Genomic DNA, 18968 nt, shown 5'->3' with positions numbered 1-18968 from the left:
ACCTTCGCAAAAGTTACATGGCGGCGCCGACTCCCACGATGCACAGGACGAGCCCCGCCACGGTGATCACGCCGCCCGTGACGGCGGCGAACCTGCGGCCGGGCAGCCCGGCCCAGTACATCAGCACATAGGGCAGGTAGCCGAGCCCGCCGATCCCCACCCCGATCAGGGCCAGAGCGCTCAGCACGCCCTTCGTTCCCGTGGGCGCGGCCTGGTCGCCCTCGGGGGTGAGCTGGGCCCGCTCGACGTCGCCCGCGTCGGAGTCGGGGGAGGCGGCGACGGCGATCGCCGGGCCGCCCGAGTCGGGCTGGAAGGAGCCCTTGCAGTCGTACCGGCCCTGACCGAGCTCTTCGCACGACACCACGGTCAGGGTGCCCGGGGTGCCGATCTGGCCGGTCGCGAGCCGCAGCGCGGGCACCGAGAAGTAGATGGACGCGGCGCACACGGCGATCCAGCACGCGATCAGGATGATTTTCCCGATGGGGCCGGGACCGCGTCGGCCAGGGGTGACTCCGGTGAACACATCGGCGAAATCGCTCATAACGCCTATCGTGGCGGAGGCGACTTGGGGTTCGCTTGTAACGCTCTGTGCCGCAGAAAGTATGATCTTCGCGACCCGGAACATTTTCCGTACAGGGAGCCGAAATGGCCGACGACTTAACGAACCCGCGGGCCGACTACGCGGCCAAGCTCAACACCAATGTGCCGCACGCCGCGCGTATCTGGAACTACTGGATGGGCGGCAAGGACAACTACGCCGCCGACCGCCAGGCGGGTGACGCGGTCGCGTCGGTCTACCCCGACATCGTGGTCATGGCCAAGCAGTCGCGGAAGTTCCTGATCCGCACCGTCGGGTGGGTCGCGGAAGAGGGCGGCGTCAAGCAGTTCCTCGACATCGGCACCGGCCTGCCGACCATGCAGAACACCCACGAGGTCGCCCAGTCGGTGCACGCCGACGCCCGGATCGTCTACGTCGACAACGACCCCATGGTCCTGGTACACGCCCGCGCGCTGCTGGTCAACACCACGCCCCAGGGCGTGACGACCTACGTCGAGGCCGACTACCACGACCCCGATCTGATCATCACCGACGCCCGGAACGTGCTCGACTTCACCCAGCCGATCTGCGTCATGTTCATGGGCGTGCTCGGCTACGTCGAGAAGCTCGACGAGCTGAAGTCGATCGTCGACCGCGTCATGGAGCAGGTCCCGTCGGGCAGCTACATGATCTTCTGGGACAGCACCGAGGGCGACGCGATCGGCGACGGGGCCGAGAAGCTGGTCGAGTCGGGCGGCGTGCCCTACTACCTGCGCAGCGTCGAGGAGCTGAAGTCGGTCTTCGACGGCCTCGAGTTCGTCGAGCCGGGCCTGGTGCCGCTGGCGGAGTGGCAGCCGTCCGGCTACGAGCGCTCCATCGACTCCTACGGAGCCGTCGCCCGCAAGCCGTGACGCCGTCGTCCGCGACCTTCTGCGCCGAAGTGGCGGCCGGACCGGGCCGGCCGCCGTCTTCACGAGCCTCGACTTCTGTTACGGCTCCCGCCTGAGGTCAGACGGTCCACGGCCTGAAGCCGGATCAGTCGTTGTCGTTGTCGTCGGCGTCATTGTCATCGTCGGCGGGGGCCTGGACGACGGCGCCCTTGGCGGCGTCGACGTAGACCTCCTTGACGGTCCCGTCCGTGCCGGCGACCTCGATCTCCCACGTCGTGCCCTCGAGGTCGGACGAGACGACCCATCCACCGGCCACCTGTCCGAGCGCGGTGCGCTGGGCGGCGTCGACGAGCACGGTCGGCTGGGTGGGCGCCTTGTCGGGGGTGTCCGTGGTGTCGCTGTCGGCCGACGCGATCCCGACCCCGGCCACACCGGCGGCGAGGGCGGCGGCGAGAACGCCGGTGGCGATGATGGTCTTCCTACGCATATCGGTTCTCCTTGTGGTGATCTCCGTGTTCCACCACTTTCTGAGAAACCGGCCTATCAAGGCCCTGCCGGTTTCCTAAGGATTCCCAAATCCACGATGACCTGGGCGCCGACCGGCCCGTTCCGCACCCGCAGCGCCCCGCCCGACTCCTCGGCCGTCCGCCGGGCGATGTCCAGCCCCAGGCCCGTCGACCCGGCCCCGCTGGCGCCCCGCTCCACCGGGTCGGCGCCGGGGAAACCGGGTCCCTCGTCGCCGACCGTCAGCACGGCCCCGCCGGGCCGGCCGGTGAGCTCGACCGTGAAGGGGGTGCCTTCGGGGGTGTGCGCGAACACGTTCTCCAGCAGCAGGTCGACGAGCGCGGCCAGGTCTTCGGCGCGGACCGGGACGGGCAGGGGGCCTGGCGAGAGCCGTACGGAACGAGGGCGGTTCTGGTCGTCGGCCAGGGCCGACCAGAACGCGACCCGCTCGGCCACCACCTCGGCCGCGTCGCAGCCCGGCCCGGGTTCCGCGCCCGAGCGGCGGGCCTCGGTGATGACCTGGGTGACCATGCGTTCGACGCTGGTCACGGCCGCGCCGACGCGGGCGGCGTCGTCGCGGTCGCGCATCGCGTCGACCTCCAGCCGCAGCGCCGTCACCGGGGTGCGCAGGCGGTGGGACAGGTCGGCCACCGATTCCCGTTCCCGGCGCAGCAGGCCGTCGATGCGTCCGGCGAGCTGGTTGAGCGCCGCGCCGACGTCGCGGATCTCCGGCGGGCCGCCGGGTGTCACCCGCGCGGCCAGGTCGCCGCCGCCGAGCCGCCGCGCCACGCCCGCCGCGTCGGCCACCGGGCCGATCAGCGACCGGGCCAGCCGGTCGGCCACCAGCGCCCCCACGAGCAGCAGGGCCAGCCCCATCAGGCCGAGCACGAGCCAGGTCCTGGTCACGCCCTCCCGCAGCCGCTCCGGCGCGACCAGCGCCCGGACCACGGTCGTCCCGTCGCCCTGCACCGCGACCAGCACCTCCCGGCCCTGCGGCGTGTCGACGGTCAGGCTGCGGCCGAGTTCGGCCAGCCGCACGCCGGGCCCCCGGGTGGCGGGCTCTCCCACGAAGCGGTCGCCCGGCAGGAACACCGTCACCGGCACTCCCGCGCCCCTGGCCTGCGCGATGGCGGCGGCCAGCGCGTCGCGGTCGCCCAGCGCGGCCGTCGCGGCGACGGAACCGGCCCAGGCCGCCGCCGTGCCGGTGGCGCGTTCGGCGACCAGCGCCTGCACCAGCACCGCCAGCGGGACCAGGAACGCCACCAGCACCAGCGACGTCGTCGCCAGCGTCAGTGAGGCCAGCCGCCGCCTCACCGGGTCGGGTCGACGATCTTCACGCCGACCCCGTGCACCGCCTGGAGGTAGCGCGGGCTCTGCGCGGTCTCGCCGAGCTTGCGCCGCAGCCACGACAGGTGCACGTCGACCGTCTTGTCGCCGCCGCCGTAGGCCATCCGCCAGATCTCCGCCAGCAGCTCGCGTTTCTGCACCACCTGCCCGGCCCGCGCGGCCAGATGGTGCAGCAGGTCGAACTCCTTCGGCGTCAGGTCGAGCCGTCGCCCGTCGAGCGAGGCCTCCCGCGCGCCCGGCTCCACCCGCAGCCCGCCGACCACGATCACCTCGGGCTCGGCCCGCTCACGGCCGCGCCGCAGCACCGCCCGCACCCGGGCGTCGAGCTGCCCGGCGCCGAACGGCTTCACGACGTAGTCGTCGGCCCCCGCGTCGAGCGCCCGCACGATGTCCTGTTCGGCGTCCCTGGCCGTCGCCACGATCACCGGGATCGTGCTGACCGCCCGCAGCATCCGCAGCACCTCACACCCGTCGACGTCGGGCAGCCCGAGGTCGAGCACGACGAGGTCGGGCCGCTCCTCCAGCGCCTGGGTCAGCCCCGCCATGCCCTGCGACGCCGAGCTGACCGCGTGCCCGAGCCCCGTCAGCGCCCGGGTGAGGGCCGCCCTGACCTGGGGATCGTCTTCCACGAGAAGCAGGTGTGCCACCTGTCCGCCTTTCTGGGTAGTGCCTGTTGCGTTCCCTCAGAAAGGCGGACGATGCGCGGAGCGGGACTGGCGGGCTGGCTGCTGGCGGCGGCCTGTGCCACATCGGTGGGCGTGTGGGCGGTCTCGCTCATCGCGCCCGGCGACGTGCTGACCGTGGCGGAGGTGGAGCAGGTGCTGGTCACGGCCTCGGCGCTGCCGCCCGCCCCGCCGGGCGTGACGCTGCGGGCGGGGGGCAGCTTCGCCTACGAGGAGGGCTCGGTCACCGCCGCCTGCTCCGGCGGCCGGGCCGTGCTGCTGTCGTGGACCCCGGCGCAGGGCCACGGCGTCGAGGACGTCGAACGCGGCCCGGCGCCCTCGGCCTCGGTGACCTTCGAGTCGGACGACGACCGGACGGCCACGGTCACGGTCCGCTGCCCCGGCCCGGTCGCCTCGGTCGCCCGGGGGACCGACGACTAGCGGGGGGTCCAGTTGAGCCGCATGTCGGGGAACACCTTGTCGGGCCCGTCGGCGAGGACCCTCACCTGCTCTCCGTCGAGGTCGAGCAGCACGACCTCGAACCTGTCCTTGCCGCGCCGGCTCGACAGGACGTGGCCGTCGTCGAGCCAGCCGTCCACGGACAGCCCTTCGGCCAGGTCGAACCCGCGGCGCTCCGCGCCGGAGACCGCGTCGAGCACGCACACCCGGCCTTCGTCGCAGCCGGTCAGCAGCGAACCGTCGCGGGTGCTGTAGAGGTCGCCGGTGTCCTTCAGCTCTCTGATCTTCTCGCCCGTGACCGAGTAGATCGTGGTCGTGCCGCCGGTCTCACGGGCGAGCGTGTCCTTCTCCGGGCCCCAGAGGAACGGCTCCGAGCCGGGCACCGCGACGTCCTCGACGGCCGATGTGCCCGTGACCGGGTCGACCAGGACGAAGCCGGTGATCGGGGAGTCGCTCGCGGCGCCCTTGACGGTCATCAGCAGGCGGCTGCCGTCGGCCGACCAGGCGGGCTGGCGGCCCAACGCGGGGCGGGGGACCGTCGTGACCTGACGGGTGGTGCCGGTCAGCCGGTCGGTGAAGCGGACGAAGTCGAAGTCGGGCGCCATCAGCCGGGCGCCCGACAGGACCGCCACGAACCGGCCGCCGGGGGAGACGGAAGGTTCCGCCAGGTTGCCCACGGAGGTGAACTTCCCGGTGGCGGGTTCGCGGATGTAGCCGCCGTTCCCACCCTCCTCCTGTGCGTTCTCGTAGGAGGAGACCCACAGGCCGTCGTCGGGGTTCTCGTGCAACGTGACGCCAAGCGACTCGATCTCGACGTCGACCGTGGAGGCCGCGGCCATGGGCCGCACCACGATCGGGACCGGGGCCGCCACCGGGGGCGGCGGCGCGGCGGCCGGCGGATCCGGCCGGGTGACCAGGACGGCCGCGGTCACGCCGACGGCGGCCAGAACGGCGATCCACCATCGTCTGGACCGGACCGGCCGGGGTGCCGGCCCTGCCGGCTGTTCCGCGGTGTGGTCCCGCGCCACGCCGCCGGGAGCGGTCTGTTCGCCGAGCAGCCGCATCAGCGCCGCCTGTGCGGCCGGCCGGGCCGCCGGGTCCTTGTCCAGGCAGGCCACCACCAGCTCCCGCAGGTCTCCGTCGAGCCCGCCCAGGTCGGGCTCGCGGTTGAGGATCCGGTTGATGACGGCGGGAACGGGTTCGGTCCCGAACGGCGGCCGCCCGGTCGCGGCGCACACGATCGTCGACCCCCACGCGAACAGGTCGGCGGGCGGCCCCGCGGGCTCACCGCGGAACTGCTCGGGGGCCATGTAGGGCGGCGTACCGACGACATCCGAAGCGGTCGAACCGCCCAGCTGGGCGATGCCGAAGTCGATCACGCGCGGCCCGTCGCCGCCGAGCAGCACGTTGGCGGGCTTGAAGTCGCGATGCACCACCCCGGCCCGGTGGATGGCGGCCAGCGCGGTCATGGTCCCGATGGCGAGCCGCCCCAGCTCGGCGCCTTTCAGCGGCCCGCGTTCGGCCAGGGCGAAGGCCAGGCTCGGGCCGTCGACGTACTCGCTGACGATGTAGGGCGCCCCGTCGGCCACGCCGGTCTCCAGCACCTGGGCGGTGCAGAAGGTGCGCACCCGGCGCACCATCTCCGACTCCGCCAGGAACGCCCCCACGTCGCCGCCGCGCAGGACCTTGACCGCCACCCGCTCCCCGGTGGGCGATTCGCCCAGGTAGACGACCCCCTGCCCGCCGGCCCCGAGCTGCCCGACGATCCGGTGACCGCCGATCATCATGGGAGCGTGCCCAGGCGGAAGAACGCGGTCTCCTTCTTGCCGTCGATGGTCGCCAGTACCCGTTCGACCTTGCCGAGCAGGTCGATGATCCGGACCTCGTACCCCTTCTTGACCGGCACCCGCACGACGAGATGGCGGTCGGTGAACCAGCCGTTCCAGAGGGTGTCGTCGGGGATCGGTATGGTCGCCAGCCGCCCGCCCGTCTTGTAGTCCCACACGCACAGGCCCTCGTTCTTCGGGCAGACCGTCGCCAGCTTCGCGCCCGACGGGCTGAACCAGTTCCGGTCGCGGGGGATGCCGACCCAGTGGAGAGTCCGGATCACCAGGCCCCGGGCGTCGTAGATCTCCACCCCGAGGCTCTTGCCGTCGCTGTAGCCGCGCGCGACGGTCCCCTCGGGGGTGAACCCGAACGGGTAGATGGAGCCGCCGGTGTACTCGGTCTTGACGAAGTTCGCGGTCCTGGCGTTGACGTCCACGACGACGTAGCCGTCCATGCGATCCTCGTCGACGTTCTCGACGGAGAGCACGACCTTGGTCCCGTCACGCGACCAGCTCGGAATGATGGTCTGCTGCGGTTTGCGCACGGTGTTGACGGTGAACTCGGCGCCGGTCGCGAGATCGCGGAACTTGACGAAGTCGTAGTCGGACTCCAGGAACTTGACCCACGGGCTGAGGGCCACCCATTTCCCGTCGGGCGAGACCGTGGGCTCCTCACCCCGCCCGACCTCGGTCAACGTCCCGTCGGTCCGCCGGACGAAGGCGGCGAACGGACTGTCGAGCGAGAGATAGCTGTTGAACCTGACCGGGTCCTCGGCGTTTTCGTGCAGCGTGACCGAGGTCCCGTCGATCTTGAGGTCCGTCGTCTCCTCCGGCACCGAAGCGAGTTCGACCTCGGTCGTCGCCGCGGTGGCCAGCGTGGGTGGCGCGGCCTGGACCTTCACGTATTCGACGCGAGGCGGCACGGCGAGGAAGACCGCGAGTCCGGCGACCAGCGCCCCCGCGAGAAACGACACCCCGAGCCGCCAGGGCGGTCTGCGCCGTGGAGGTGTCACCCGCCCGGTGACGTGGAGGAGCGACTCCTCGCCGATGAGACGTAACAGCACGTCGCCGGCGACCGGCCGGTCGCCGGGACCCTTGGACAGGCACGCCGAGAGCACGGTCCGCAGGTCGACGTCGATCCCGGTGAGATCGGCCGGATCGTGCAGCACCCGGTTGACCGTCGTCGCGACCGAGTCCCCGGCGAACGGATCCCGCCCCGTGGCCGCGAACACCATCGTGGCGGCCCAGGCGAAGACATCGGCGGGAGGTCCCCCCTGGGCGTCTGAGAACTCCTCAGGCGCCCGATAGGCCGGTTTCCCCACATGTCGCGTGGCTGTGGTCTCGGACGTCCGCAGCGCCTGGTTCAACCCGAAGTCCGCCACCCGGGGCCCGTCGGGCCCGAGAACGACGGTGCCCGGCCGGATGTCCCCGTGCAGCACGCCCGCCTGATGGATGGCGACCACCGCGCTCATGGTCCCCACCGCGAGCCGGTGCAGCGCCGCCCCGCTCAGAACCCCGTTCTCCTGTACGGCTTCCGCCAAAGTCGGGCCGTCCACATGCTCGGAGACCACATAGGGCCGATCGCCCAGAGTGCCGCTCCCCAGGACCTGGGCGACGCAGAACGCGGGCACCCCCTTCAGCGGCCCGACGGCCGCCGTGACCCGCTCGGGCTCCGCGACGGCGGCCAGCAACCGGATGACGACCGGCGTCCCGTGTGGATCGGTGGCGAGATAGGCGTCCTCCGGCCCCGGCTCGTCGATCTTGCCGGTGATTCGGTACTCCCCGACGTCGGTCGGGTCGTCGGGCCCCAGCGGAACGGCGCGCGCCATGCGGACATTATGTGGTGAGTCACGACGAAAGTCAGGAAAGTCCTAGGGATGCCAGATCTTCTCCATCGGATGCTTGCTCACCTGCCGGTAGACCGCCCGCTGCGCCCACCGCCCCGTCGTGATCAACCCGATGATCAGCACCAGGACCCCACAGGTCGTGATGATCGCCCAGCAGATCCGGTAGGCCGCCGAGTAGGCCGGACCGGGCGCCAGCACCGTGACGTGCGTGGCGAGGACGCTCCCGATGATCGCCACCCCGAGCGTCACGCCCGTCTGCCGCATGGTCGAGGTGATCCCGGCCGCGACTCCCGCCTGCGCGTTGGGCATCCCGGACACGGCCGTGGTGGTGATCGCGGCGTTCAGCCAGCCGATCCCGAAGCCCATGAGGGCGTAACACACGTACATCCGGATTCCGGTCGGGAGCTCGGGCGGGATGGCCGCGAGCAGGCCCGCGCAGATGCTGCCGGTGCTCCCCAGGAGCATGGACGGCCGTGGCCCGTACCTGCCGACGACCCGCCCGGAGATCGGCCCGAAGATCGCCATCAGCGCCGGCATCGGCAGGATCGAGACCCCCGCCTCCAGCGGTGAGAACCCGCGGATGTCCTGCAGGTACAGCGTGTTGAGGATCAGGAACCCGCCCTGGGCGGTGAACAGGATCAGCGCGATCGAGGTGGCCCCCGCGAACGGTGGCGCCTTGAAGAACCTGACGTCCACCAGCGGTTCGCTCTTGTGCAGCTCGACGAAGATCAGCGCGATCAGGCAGGCCACCGAGGCGAACAGGCAGAGGACGATCTGCGGGGACCCCCAGCCGGTGTGAGGCGCCTCGATGATGCCGAACGTCAGCAGGAACACGGTGCCGACGACGAGGATCTGTCCCGCCGGGTCGAACTTGCGTCGATGCGGCGCCTTCGACTCCGGCACGTCGCGCATAGCGAGGATGAACGCGGCGATACCGATCGGGACGTTGACCCAGAACACGGCGCGCCAGTCGATGAACTCGACCAGAGCGCCGCCGATGAGCGGCCCCGCCGCGACGCTGACGCCCACCACCCCGCCCCAGGCGCCGATGGCCCTGGCTCGCGCCCGGGGTTCGGTGAACGTGTTGGTGATGATCGACATCGCGACCGGGTTGAGCATGCTGCCCCCCACCGCCTGGATGACCCGGAAGATGATCAGCCATTCGAGACTGGGCGCGAGACTGCACAGAAGCGACCCGGTGGTGAAGACCGCGAGCCCCGTCTGGAAGACCTTCCTTCTCCCGATCCGGTCCGCCGTGGAGGCGGACAGCATCAGGAACGAGGCCAGCGTCAGGGTGTAGGCGTCCAGCGTCCACTGCGCTCCCGAGATGGAGGCGCCGAAGACATGCTGGATCGAGGGCAGCGCGACATTGAGGATGCTGCTGTCCATGCCGACGATGAACACGCTGACACAGCAGACGGCCAGCACGACGCCGGGCCGGGTACAGGTGGTGGCCACCCGCCGTGCGTACCCCAGTTGACCTGGCCCGATGTGACGATGCGGTTGCATTTTGTCGTCGAGTGGCCACGATCTGTGAAGTCAGGGCAATCCGAGGAGCGCGCCGCTCCGAAGACCCCGCGTGAGATTCATCCGGGAGTCGGCGCGAGGACTGTCCGCGGCAGCCGTGGCGCTGGGCGTGGGCGAACTGACCGCGATCGCGCTCCGCCCGTCGGCGTCACCGCTCGTCGCCGTCGGCGGGATGGTCATCGACGCCACTCCGGCTGTCCTCAAGGACTTCGCCATCCGGACGTTCGGGGTCTACGACAAGGCCGTCCTGATCGGCGGCATGGTCCTGGTGGTGGCGGCCATCGCCATGGCCCTCGGCCGAGCCGCCGAACGGCGGCCGGGCTTCGCGGCGGCCGCCATCGGGTGCGCCGGGACAGTCGCCGCGGTCGTGGCGGCCGGTCGACCTGGGGCGAGTTGGCTGGATGCGGTGCCTTCGGTCGTATCCGGGCTTGCCGGAGCCGCGGCACTGCTGCTGGCAGTCGCGTTGCGGGGTGAGCGGGCGTGGCCGAAGAGGCGGTTGCCGGGAGGGCGGCGGCTTTTCCTGGCCGGGTCGTTCGGGCTGCTCGTAACCGCTGCGGCCGGGGGAGTGATCGGGCGGGTGGCCGGCGCCGGGCGCGCGGTGGCGGCCACGTTCCGGCTGCCCCGGCCGGTGATCCCCGCGAAACCGCTGCCCGCAGGTGCCGACCTCCGGATCCCCGGCCTCACCCCCTTCACCACGCCCAACCGCGACTTCTACCGGGTCGACACCGCTTTGGTCGTCCCCCGGGTGGACCCGAGCGACTGGACGCTGCGGATCACCGGCATGGTCGACCGCCCCCTGGAGATCGACCTCGAAGACCTTCTCGCGCGCCCGCTCGTGGAACGTGACATCACTCTGACCTGCGTGTCCAACGAGGTCGGCGGCCCCTACGCCGGCCACGCCCGATGGCTCGGCGCGCCCCTGCTCAACCTGCTCCGCGAGGCGGGGGTGCGCCGAGGCGCCGACCAGCTCCTCAGCACCTCCGCCGACGGCTTCACCTGCGGCACCCCGCTCACCGCCGTCATGGACGGCCGCGACGCCCTCCTCGCCGTCGCGATGAACGGCGAGGTCCTGCCCGCCGAGCACGGCTTCCCCGCCCGCATGGTCGTCCCCGGCCTGTACGGCTACGCCTCCGCCACCAAATGGGTCGTCGAACTGAAGCTCACCACGTTCGCCGCCGAACAGGCCTACTGGGTCCGCCGGGGCTGGGCGGCGGACGGCCCGGTCAAGACGATGTCGCGCATAGACGTGCCCGCCCCGCTGGCCCGGGTGGCGCCGGGCCCCGTCCAGGTCGCCGGAGTCGCCTGGGCGCAGCACCGGGGCGTCGCCGCCGTCGAGGTCCGCGCGGACGGCGGCCCCTGGTCGCAGGCCCGCCTGGCCGACGTGCCCGGCGTCGACACCTGGCGCCAGTGGGCCTGGACGTGGCAGGCCACCCCGGGAACCCACCGCCTGGAGGTCCGCGCCACCGACGGCGCCGGACGGACCCAGCAGATGGCCCGCGTGCCGCCCTTCCCCGACGGCGCCACCGGCCACCACTCAATCGTGGTCACGGTCCCGTGACCCGCACCGGAAAGAGGATTCGATGAAGAAGACGTTCCTGCTCGCCCTGGCCACCGCCGCCATCGCCGCGACCTCGGCCTGCGGAGCCGGAACCGCCGGCACCGCGGCGGAGGCCCCGGTGAACGTCCCCGCCCCGGTGACCGAGCCGGCTTCCGCCGCCGCCCAGCCGGCCGCCGGGCCGTTCGGCCCGGCCTGCTCGGCCGTACCGGCCGCGGGCGAGGGCAGCTTCACCGGCATGGCCGACGACCCGGTGGCCACCGCGGCCTCCAACAACCCGGTCCTGTCGACCCTCGTGACCGCCGTGAAGAAGGCCGGCCTGGTCGACACCCTCAACTCCGCCAAGGACATCACCGTCTTCGCCCCCACCGATGACGCGTTCGCCGCCATCCCGAAGGACCAGCTCGACAAGGTCCTGGCCGACAAGGAGCTGCTGACCAAGATCCTCACCTACCACGTGGTCCAGGGCCGCCTGGCGCCTTCGGCCCTCCCCGGCGCCGTGCCCGCGACGCTCCAGGGCGGCACTTTGGCCGTGACGGGCGCGGGCGAGGACCTCACCGTCAACGAGGCGAAGATCGTGTGCGGCGGCGTCCAGACCGGCAACGCGACCGTCTACATCATCGACAAGGTCCTGATGCCGATGTAGTCCCCAGGACGACAGGGGTTCCGTGATCGGCGTGTGGCACGCTGGTGGCCCATGCCGACCACGATCACCGCCTGAACCACACGCGGCACCTGGCGGGCCTTGTCCCACTGATCGTGGTGGTCACCCTGGTCGGCTACGCGGTGGTCTTATACGCGGTACGCCGCCGCTTCGCCGACTTCCTCTTGACCGGCGCGGCGGCGACGTTCGTCTGCGCGACGCAGGTGATGCCGCACGGGAACCCCGGCGCGGGTGGCCGCTACCTCAACCTGATCCCCCTGCGGCACTTCGCCGAGGGCGACGTGATTCAGGTTCTTCTCAACGTGCTTCTGACGGTTCCGCTCTCATCTTTCTCGTACGTCGCCCGGTGGCGGGTGTGGGAATCGAACCCACCCAGAACGGCGTATGAAACCGTCGAGCACACCAGCGCCCTCACCCGCCCAAAGAGAAAGCCGTCTCGGACCCGATCTGGTCCGAGACGGCTCACGTGATCGACGCGACCAGCGTCACACGTGAGCCTCCCCAAGCAGGGGCATTCGGGGATGACACCGCATGGCAGACCCCTTCTGATTCCGTTCGACGTGTGGCGACAAGCATGCAGGACCGACCTGATCGGGCGCGAGAGGTTATCGATCCGGGCCGCCGGGAATCGCTACCCCGCTCTCAGCGCGGCGGCCATGTTCGCGCGGGCCACGCGTCGCCCCGGATACAGGCTCGCCACCGCCGCCCCCGCGAATGCCGCCGGCACCAGTGACAGGACGGTCCACGTCCACGGTGCCACGTACAACAGCGGGGTCGTCTCGCTGACCACCCGCCATGCGATCCGTCCGGCCGCCACGCCCAGTGGCAATCCGGCCAGCAGCGCCGTCGCGGCGATGGCCGTCGCCTGGGTGAGCACGGTCAGCCTGGCCTGGCCGGGAGTGAGGCCGAGGGCCCGTGCCAGCAGGAGTTCGCGCCGCCGGGCGGTGGTGGACAGCGCGTGGGTGAGGCCGCCGAGACCGAGGAGGGCGAGGAACGCCGCCACCACGGCCGGTGGCCAGCGAAGGTCGTGGAGGAGCCGGATCTCGGCCGGTTCCGGGGTGGGTTCGACGAGGCCGAGGGGGCCGACGGCGGTGACGAGCCCGCTCCCGGTGGTGCCGGGCTTCAGCCGGACACCGACGAAACGGTACTGGTCGGCGCGGAACAGCCGGTCATAGCCGGCCGGGGTGAGCCAGCCCCCGGTGCCGTAGTCGTTCTGGCCCGCTTCGGGCACGAATCCGATGCCGGCGACGGTGAAGCGGGCGCTGCCCGCCGGGCCGGTCAGGCTGACCTGAGAACCGATCCGGTACGCCCCGCTCAACGGCCCCAGCGCGATCTCGTCCGGGCCGGTCGGCGCACGGCCCTGGGTGAGCACCAGGTCGGGGGCCCGTCCATGAGTCGTCCGGGCGAACAGGGTGAGCGAGCGATCACCGGACGCCGCGACCGAAGCTCGCACGTCACTGAGGCCCTCGACGTCGGGATCCGCGAGCAGCGGGGCCACGACCGGACCGGAATCGGCTTCGACCGTGACGGTGATCTCGTGGGTGAACCCGAACCGGCCGACGTCGGCCGCCGCGATCCCGCTGGAGAAGGTCAGCACGGCCGCGACCCCCGCGACACCGGTCACCGCGCCGAGCAGGGAGGCGCGTCCCGGGCCGGGGCCGACGCCGTGACGTACCCCCAGAATGACCGGCACGGTCGAGCCGACCAGCCGGGAGCGGCGTGGGTTCACCCGGTGGGGGACGCGCCACACACCGGCGAGGACGAGAACGGCCAGCACGACGGGCCCGGCCGTGAGCACCGCCGCGTCGACGGCCGTCCCCGGCGCGGGTTCGAAGCTCGCGGCCAGCCCGATGGGCCCCAACGGCGACAACGCCACCGCAGCCGGTACGGCCAGCAGCGCCCCGGAACTCACCGCCAGGGCAGGGGCGACCACCGCGAACCCGGTCGTCTCGCGGGGGCTCAGCCAGCCGCGCAACGCGCCGAGTTCGGCGCGCGCCCCCGCCGTCACCCGCCCGGCCGCCTGGCCGACCAGCACCGCCCCCGCCAGGAGGGCCGCGGCCGCGAACGCCACCAGCGTCGCGCTCTGGTAGCCGGTCACCGTCTGTTCGCGGCGCAGCTGCGCGGCCACGTTCCACACCTGGATCTCCTCGCCGGTGGCCGCGCGCAGGGCCAACTGGAACGCGGGCAGCCCGGCCTCGCCGTCGCGGAGCCGGACGAGACCGTTCAGCGGCATCCCCGCGAACAGGTCCCGGTGGGCGGCGAAGAGCGCGGGGGAGGTCCAGAGCCCACCTGTGGAGCCGGGCGGATCCCAGAACAGATAGGACCGTACGACGCCCACGATCGTCACATCCGCCCGCGCGTCGCCGTCGGGAGTGAGACGCAACCGGACGACGTCCCCGACCGCGCGGTCGTGCCGGACGGCGTACTCGGGGGTGATGACCGCCTCGGCCGGATCGCCCGGGTCGAACAGGCGGCCCTCCAGGACGACCGGGCGTTCCACGTCACGCATGTACGCCGGATCGGCCGGGGGGAACCACACCCCGTCCGGGGCGGGGTTGAGCTCGTTGCCCGAGGAGTTGAAGCTGAACGTACCGACCGCTTCGACGCCTGGGAGGCCGCGCACGACAGACCAGTCGAAGCCGGGGCGGTTCGGCAGCACTCCGGCGGTGGCGGGGAGGGTGACGGCGGCCATCCGGCCGAGGGCGCCGGCCCCGCGCCGGGCCGCGGCGAGCGTGGTGAACACGACGGTGCCGGTCAGCGCGGTCAGCAGCGCGAGGACCGTCAGCACCCGCCACTTGCGCCGTAGCTCCAGCGCCAGCCACGTGGTCACGGTCCCACTGTCGCCGAGTGGCGGCCGTACACCCAGAGGGTTATCCCCTACTCGCTATGGCTACTATTCAACTAATTGACTATGAAGGAGTCGGGATGGGCTACCTGCGCTACGTCGCCGTCGGCGACAGTCAGACCGAAGGGCTCAACGACGGCGACGAGCACAGCGGCTACCGGGGCTGGGCCGACCGGTTCGCCGAGACGCTGGCCGTCCACCACGACGGGATCCACTACGCCAACCTCGCCGTCCGGGGCCAGCTCACCCGTCACATCCTGACGACTCAGCTCGAACCCGCCCTCGCGCTGAAGCCCGACCTGGTCTCCGTCATGGCCGGCATGAACGACCTCGTCAGGCCGGGCGTCGACATCGACGCGGTGATGGCCGATCTCGACACCCTCTACGCCGCCTTCAGTGACTCCGGCGCGACCGTGGTGACCTTCACCTTCCCGGATGTGGCGAGGATCGTGCCGCTGGCCCGGCACCTGCGCCCGAAGGTCCTCCGGCTCAACGACGCGATCCGCGCCTCGGCCCGCGACCACGGCGTCATCGTCGTCGACACGTTCTCCTACGACATCAGCGTCGACCCCCGTTTGTGGTCGCGTGACCGCATCCACGCCACCCCGCTGGGGCACGCCAGGATGGCCGCCGCCGCGGCTCACACGCTGGGCCTGCCCGGTTGCGACGCCTCCTGGGCCGACCCGCTGCCGCCCCTGGAGGCCCCCGCCAGGCTGGCCAGATATCAGGCGGAGCTGGTCTGGCTCGGCGCCTTCCTCGGCCCGTGGGTGGTGCGCCGCATCAGGGGCCGCTCCTCCGGCGACGGCCGGACCGCCAAGCGGCCTGAGCTGGCCGCCGTCATCCGCGGATGAGCTCCAGCCGTCGCTCCAGGATCGCCTGCACCCTGTCCGCCCAGGCCACGTTCTCCTTCTCGAACGCCAGCCCCCGCATCAGCGTCAGGTAAGGCCCGACCCTGGCGGTGCTCACCAGATAGTCCTCTTCAGGCACCCCGCCCAGCAGCCGCAGCCGCAGCCGTTCGAAGCGGGCGACCTTGGCCTCCGACCACGACCGCCATTCGGACACCGCCGTGCGGACGGCCTCCATGTCGCCGGAGTCGACGGCCTGGACCTTCACCATGAGCTCGTCGCGGATCACGCTCGGCCGGGGCGGTTCCGCCGTGAAGTCGCACAGGGTCTCCAGACCCGCCGGGGTCAGCGAGAAGACCCGCTTGTTGGGGCGTCGTTCCTGCTCCACGACCCGGGCCGCGATCAGCCCGTCGCCCTCCATGCGCTCCAGCTCGCGGTAGAGCTGCTGCGGGGTGGCCATCCAGAAGTTCGCCACCGAGGCGGCGAAGCTCTTGGTCAGGTCATAGCCGGAGGCCTCGCCGTCGAGGAGGGTGGCCATGATCGCGTTGCGCAGTGCCATGGCTCATTCAACCAACCGGCGAGGCCCGGGTATCCACGGGCATGATCAGAAGCGGGGGTCGTTGCCCCACTTGGTGTCGACCTTCAGGCGCAGCGCGCGGGCCACGTCGCCCCACGAAACGTAGGAGAAGTTCGTCGCGTCGCGCTTCTCGTTCACGTTCCGTCCGGTGTCCGGCTCGTCGTGGGTGACGAGGAGGCCCTTCGTGTACTTCCCGACCGGACGGTTGGTCACCGTGAGTCCGTCGGACCCGTTGACGTCGTCCACGCCTTTGACGCCCTTGATCCGGAACGTCCCCAGCGCCTTGTTGGCGCCCTGCCGGTCATAGACGGTGAACGTGTCGTCGCCCTGGCTGGACACGATCACGTAACCGGCCGAGCCGCCCGCGTAGTAGATGTCGACACCCTCGGCGTCAGCGGTCAACCGATCGCCGCCGAACCCGGAGGCGTCCGGGTCGACCGGGGTGCACTCCTCGGTCTCCTCGTCGTACGTCGCCTCGATGCCGAAGTTCTTCACCTTGTCGATCAGCTTCGGCTTCGAGGACCCCAGCGGCAGCTGGAGACGCCACAACCCGACGTCCTCCTGGGCCGCGTACAGAACCCCGGAACGCTGGTCGACGGACAAGCCCTCGAAGTGGGGGAGCGCGCCGGGCTCGTCGCACGGCTTCCAGGTCTTCCCGTCAGGCAGCGGGAAGCTCGCGGGCATGGTCTGCTTCCTGACGTCGGTGTAGCCCAGCCGCCCGTTCTTCTCGACGATCCGGGCGGTCGCGATCGTCGTCGCACCCTCCTGGGTCACCACCGCATAGGAGACGCCGGGGCGGGGCTGGTAGACGGCCAGGCCGTAGGCCGTGTGCTCCTCGTCGACCGTCTTGCGGTCCTTGCTGAACAGGAACTTCTGGTCCCGCGCCGTCACTTCGCGCAGCGGCCTGTGCGAAGACGACCCGGCGGGGTCGATGGCGAAGAAGCGGACCTGGTCGTTGTACCGGTCGGAGACGACGGCCACGTCGACCTCGCGGCCGCTCAAAGAAACGCCGTAGGCGATGTCGACGTTGTTGTAGCGCCCTTCTTTGGAATCGCGCCGAGGCGCCTTGGTCGCCTTCAAAGACTGCAGCTCGCGTGAGCGAAGGTCGTAGACGCGCAGGCCGCCCTCCTTGGCGGTGACGATGACGACCGACTTGCGGGAGTCGCGGGGGTGGACCCAGATCGCCGGGTCGTCACCGGACGCGTTCCCTCCACGGGAGTCGTCGTAGAGGACGGGGGTCTCGTTGTCGGTCGTCACGACCTCGGGGCCCTCGGCCGAGGCGGGGGCGGCGGAGAGCAGGACGGTGGCGAGTACGCCGACCGCCAGCGCGGCTTTGGGGGTGCGGGTCACACGCGAGAGGCTGCCCGATCAACCTGTCGGGCGGGTTAACGCGGGGGAGCGGCCAGGAGCCGGAGCATCTCCTTGATCTGGGCGTTGCGTGAGTCCTCGATGCGTTTGGCCAGGTCTTTCGTCGCGGTGTCCTGGCCCGTCTTCACCTCGGTGCGGGCCATGTCGACGGCGTTGTGCTGGTGGCCGGTGAGCAGGTTCAGGAAGTTCGTGTCGAACTGGTCGTCCGGGAGGTCGTTCAGCGACAGGATGTCGGAGGGGCGGGTGTCGTGCAGGCCGCCGTGGGCGTCGTGCGCGCCGGGGGCCGCGTCCATCGGCTGCTCCCACCTCGTCAGGCGGGTCGTCATGGTCTTCGCCTCGTCCGACTGGGTGGCGCTGATCGCCGACGCCAGCGCCTTCACCTCGGGGCGGACGGCCCGTCGCTCGGCTATCTTCGCCATCTCGATGCCCTGCTCATGATGCGGGATCATCATCTGCAGGAACATCACGTCGGCCGCGTTGAACGACGGCGGCGGCGGAGGGGCGGAACATCCGGCCACGAGGGCCAGGACGATTGCCAGACGCTTCATCTATCCCTCATCGTTGATCAGGAGCCGGCACGGCGCGCGGACTGCGCCGTGCCGGCGGTCTTCAGTCGCCTACACGCGGGACCAGAGCGCGGGCACGTTCGGCGGTTCCCAGCCCGTGAGCGAGGTGTGCGCCTGGAGGCAGCGGTAGGTGGCGCCACCGTAGGTCACGGTGGAACCGGTCGCGTACGACACACCGGCACGCCACGTTCCACCCGCGGGGGGCGGGGTGACCGTGGGCGTCGGCGACGGCGGACGGGGGGTGACGGTCGGCGTGGGGGTCGGCGTCGGGTTCGGGTTGCCGCCGCCACCGCCGATCTGGAGGTCGACGCAGCTGTAGAAGGCCATCGGGGTGTCGGCGATGTTCCAGACGGCCAGCAGGCGCTGACGTCCGGAGAAACCGCCGAGGTTCACGTTGTGGGAGACCGTGGCGCCCGGCTGGCGTCCGCCGTCGTTGAAGACGGCGACCCGGGTGTTGCCGATGAAGTACTCCCACGTGCTCGTCGAGTGACGGGCGGTCAGGACCCAGTTGAAGGTCACGTTCTGCCCGACCGACGTGGCCGGCCACGGCTTGCTCTCATCGCTCAGTTGCGCGAACTGTCCGAGACCTCCGTGGCAGTTCTTCTGACCCTTGGCACCCTCGACCGACTGCGGCTCGTAGACGATCGGGCCGCAGTTGGCCACCCGGCCCTGGGCACAGTTCGCCTGCCGGCTGGGCGGCGAGGAAATGTAACCGTGGGCGTTCGCGGGGGCGGTGAGGACGACCAGCGTCGATGCCACGGCGGCCAGGGCCGTGACGATCGACAAGATCGTTTTCTTCATGCGAAGCTCTCCTTTCCTGGGGGGCTTCCGAGCAATGTAAAAGAAAGTTTCCTAAGAGTAAATGGTGTAAGGGGCCACCTGTCAGGACGTCGGTCAACAGGGCCGTTTAGTTGTCGGTACACCCAGATACGGTGCTCTGGACGCCTG

The 18968-nt window shown here is 71.1% G+C and carries 17 protein-coding genes and 1 tRNA gene; 5 read left to right on the top strand and 13 right to left on the bottom strand.

All coding sequences use genetic code 11. The features are described 5' to 3' along the window. Window positions 1–13: 13 nt before the first annotated feature. Window positions 14–541 (bottom strand): hypothetical protein, encoded by a 528-nt coding sequence (locus AW272_RS04960; protein ID WP_066361371.1) that lies wholly within the window; start codon window positions 539–541, stop codon window positions 14–16. 104 nt (window positions 542–645) lie between these two features. Here AW272_RS04960 and AW272_RS04955 point away from each other — a divergent pair, with 104 nt between their 5' ends. Next, window positions 646–1449: an SAM-dependent methyltransferase gene (locus AW272_RS04955; protein ID WP_066361370.1), complete on the top strand. Its 804-nt coding sequence runs from the start codon at window positions 646–648 to the stop codon at window positions 1447–1449. Window positions 1450–1573: 124 nt separating this feature from the next. Here the strand turns inward: AW272_RS04955 and AW272_RS04950 are convergent, their stop codons facing one another. Genes AW272_RS04950 through AW272_RS04940 form a run of 3 tightly spaced genes read right to left on the bottom strand, consistent with a single transcriptional unit; the run spans window position 1574 to window position 3926 of the window. After that, window positions 1574–1915, bottom strand: a complete 342-nt coding sequence (locus tag AW272_RS04950) for a PepSY domain-containing protein (protein WP_066361368.1) — start codon at window positions 1913–1915, stop codon at window positions 1574–1576. A gap of 56 nt (window positions 1916–1971) precedes the next feature. Beyond that, window positions 1972–3246 (bottom strand): sensor histidine kinase, encoded by a 1275-nt coding sequence (locus AW272_RS04945; RefSeq protein WP_066361366.1) that lies wholly within the window; start codon window positions 3244–3246, stop codon window positions 1972–1974. Continuing rightward, the gene (locus AW272_RS04940) at window positions 3243–3926 is read right to left on the bottom strand and encodes a response regulator transcription factor (RefSeq protein ID WP_066361364.1); all 684 of its coding nucleotides are present in this window, start codon (window positions 3924–3926) and stop codon (window positions 3243–3245) included. Before AW272_RS04940 ends, AW272_RS04945 begins: the two co-directional genes overlap by 4 nt. A 51-nt stretch (window positions 3927–3977) precedes the next feature. Between AW272_RS04940 and AW272_RS04935 the strand changes: the two genes are divergently transcribed. Next, window positions 3978–4382 carry a hypothetical protein gene (locus tag AW272_RS04935; RefSeq protein WP_066361361.1) on the top strand — a complete coding sequence of 135 codons (405 nt, stop codon included), beginning with the start codon at window positions 3978–3980 and terminating at the stop codon, window positions 4380–4382. On the opposite strand, the gene AW272_RS04930 is transcribed toward AW272_RS04935, so the two are convergent. The 3 genes from AW272_RS04930 to AW272_RS04920 are packed head-to-tail and all read right to left on the bottom strand — an operon-like array spanning window position 4379 to window position 9531. After that, window positions 4379–6184 carry a serine/threonine protein kinase gene (locus AW272_RS04930; RefSeq protein WP_169807490.1) on the bottom strand — a complete coding sequence of 602 codons (1806 nt, stop codon included), beginning with the start codon at window positions 6182–6184 and terminating at the stop codon, window positions 4379–4381. The two genes, AW272_RS04935 and AW272_RS04930, sit on opposite strands and share 4 nt — an antisense overlap. Next, complete coding sequence (locus tag AW272_RS04925; RefSeq protein WP_066361358.1) at window positions 6184–8055, bottom strand: WD40 repeat domain-containing serine/threonine protein kinase; 1872 nt, start codon at window positions 8053–8055, stop codon at window positions 6184–6186. Before AW272_RS04925 ends, AW272_RS04930 begins: the two co-directional genes overlap by 1 nt. A gap of 42 nt (window positions 8056–8097) precedes the next feature. Continuing rightward, window positions 8098–9531, bottom strand: a complete 1434-nt coding sequence (locus AW272_RS04920) for an MFS transporter (RefSeq protein WP_066361357.1) — start codon at window positions 9529–9531, stop codon at window positions 8098–8100. Window positions 9532–9772: 241 nt separating this feature from the next. On the opposite strand from AW272_RS04920, the gene AW272_RS04915 reads away from it, so the two are divergent. Further along, window positions 9773–11158, top strand: coding sequence for a molybdopterin-dependent oxidoreductase (locus AW272_RS04915; protein ID WP_439649138.1), 1386 nt, complete (start codon window positions 9773–9775; stop codon window positions 11156–11158). 22 nt (window positions 11159–11180) lie between these two features. Beyond that, window positions 11181–11801 carry a fasciclin domain-containing protein gene (locus AW272_RS04910; protein ID WP_066361355.1) on the top strand — a complete coding sequence of 207 codons (621 nt, stop codon included), beginning with the start codon at window positions 11181–11183 and terminating at the stop codon, window positions 11799–11801. Window positions 11802–12166: 365 nt separating this feature from the next. Here AW272_RS04910 and AW272_RS04905 read toward each other — a convergent pair. Together AW272_RS04905 and AW272_RS04900 are read right to left on the bottom strand one after the other, a co-directional pair. After that, window positions 12167–12239: transfer RNA gene (locus tag AW272_RS04905), tRNA-Met, on the bottom strand. Between the two features lie 211 nt (window positions 12240–12450). Continuing rightward, the gene (locus AW272_RS04900) at window positions 12451–14649 is read right to left on the bottom strand and encodes an ABC transporter permease (RefSeq protein WP_066361353.1); all 2199 of its coding nucleotides are present in this window, start codon (window positions 14647–14649) and stop codon (window positions 12451–12453) included. Between the two features lie 95 nt (window positions 14650–14744). On the opposite strand from AW272_RS04900, the gene AW272_RS04895 reads away from it, so the two are divergent. Next, on the top strand, window positions 14745–15515 hold the full coding sequence (locus AW272_RS04895; protein WP_066361352.1) for an SGNH/GDSL hydrolase family protein: 771 nt from the start codon (window positions 14745–14747) through the stop codon (window positions 15513–15515). Here AW272_RS04895 and AW272_RS04890 read toward each other — a convergent pair. The 4 genes from AW272_RS04890 to AW272_RS04875 form a co-directional block, all read right to left on the bottom strand. Next, window positions 15502–16068, bottom strand: coding sequence for a PadR family transcriptional regulator (locus AW272_RS04890; protein WP_066361350.1), 567 nt, complete (start codon window positions 16066–16068; stop codon window positions 15502–15504). The genes AW272_RS04895 and AW272_RS04890 overlap by 14 nt on opposite strands. 45 nt (window positions 16069–16113) lie before the next feature. Then, complete coding sequence (locus AW272_RS04885) at window positions 16114–17436, bottom strand: phytase (protein ID WP_083958017.1); 1323 nt, start codon at window positions 17434–17436, stop codon at window positions 16114–16116. 35 nt (window positions 17437–17471) lie between these two features. Then, window positions 17472–18002 (bottom strand): DUF305 domain-containing protein, encoded by a 531-nt coding sequence (locus AW272_RS04880; protein ID WP_066361349.1) that lies wholly within the window; start codon window positions 18000–18002, stop codon window positions 17472–17474. A 69-nt stretch (window positions 18003–18071) separates the two neighbouring features. Then, window positions 18072–18821 (bottom strand): lytic polysaccharide monooxygenase, encoded by a 750-nt coding sequence (locus AW272_RS04875; RefSeq protein ID WP_066361347.1) that lies wholly within the window; start codon window positions 18819–18821, stop codon window positions 18072–18074. Window positions 18822–18968: the final 147 nt, after the last annotated feature.

The sequence above is a fragment of the Herbidospora mongoliensis genome (assembly GCF_001570545.1).
GTDB classification, from domain to species: domain Bacteria; phylum Actinomycetota; class Actinomycetes; order Streptosporangiales; family Streptosporangiaceae; genus Herbidospora; species Herbidospora mongoliensis.
This window is presented reverse-complemented; position numbering and strand designations above follow the sequence as displayed.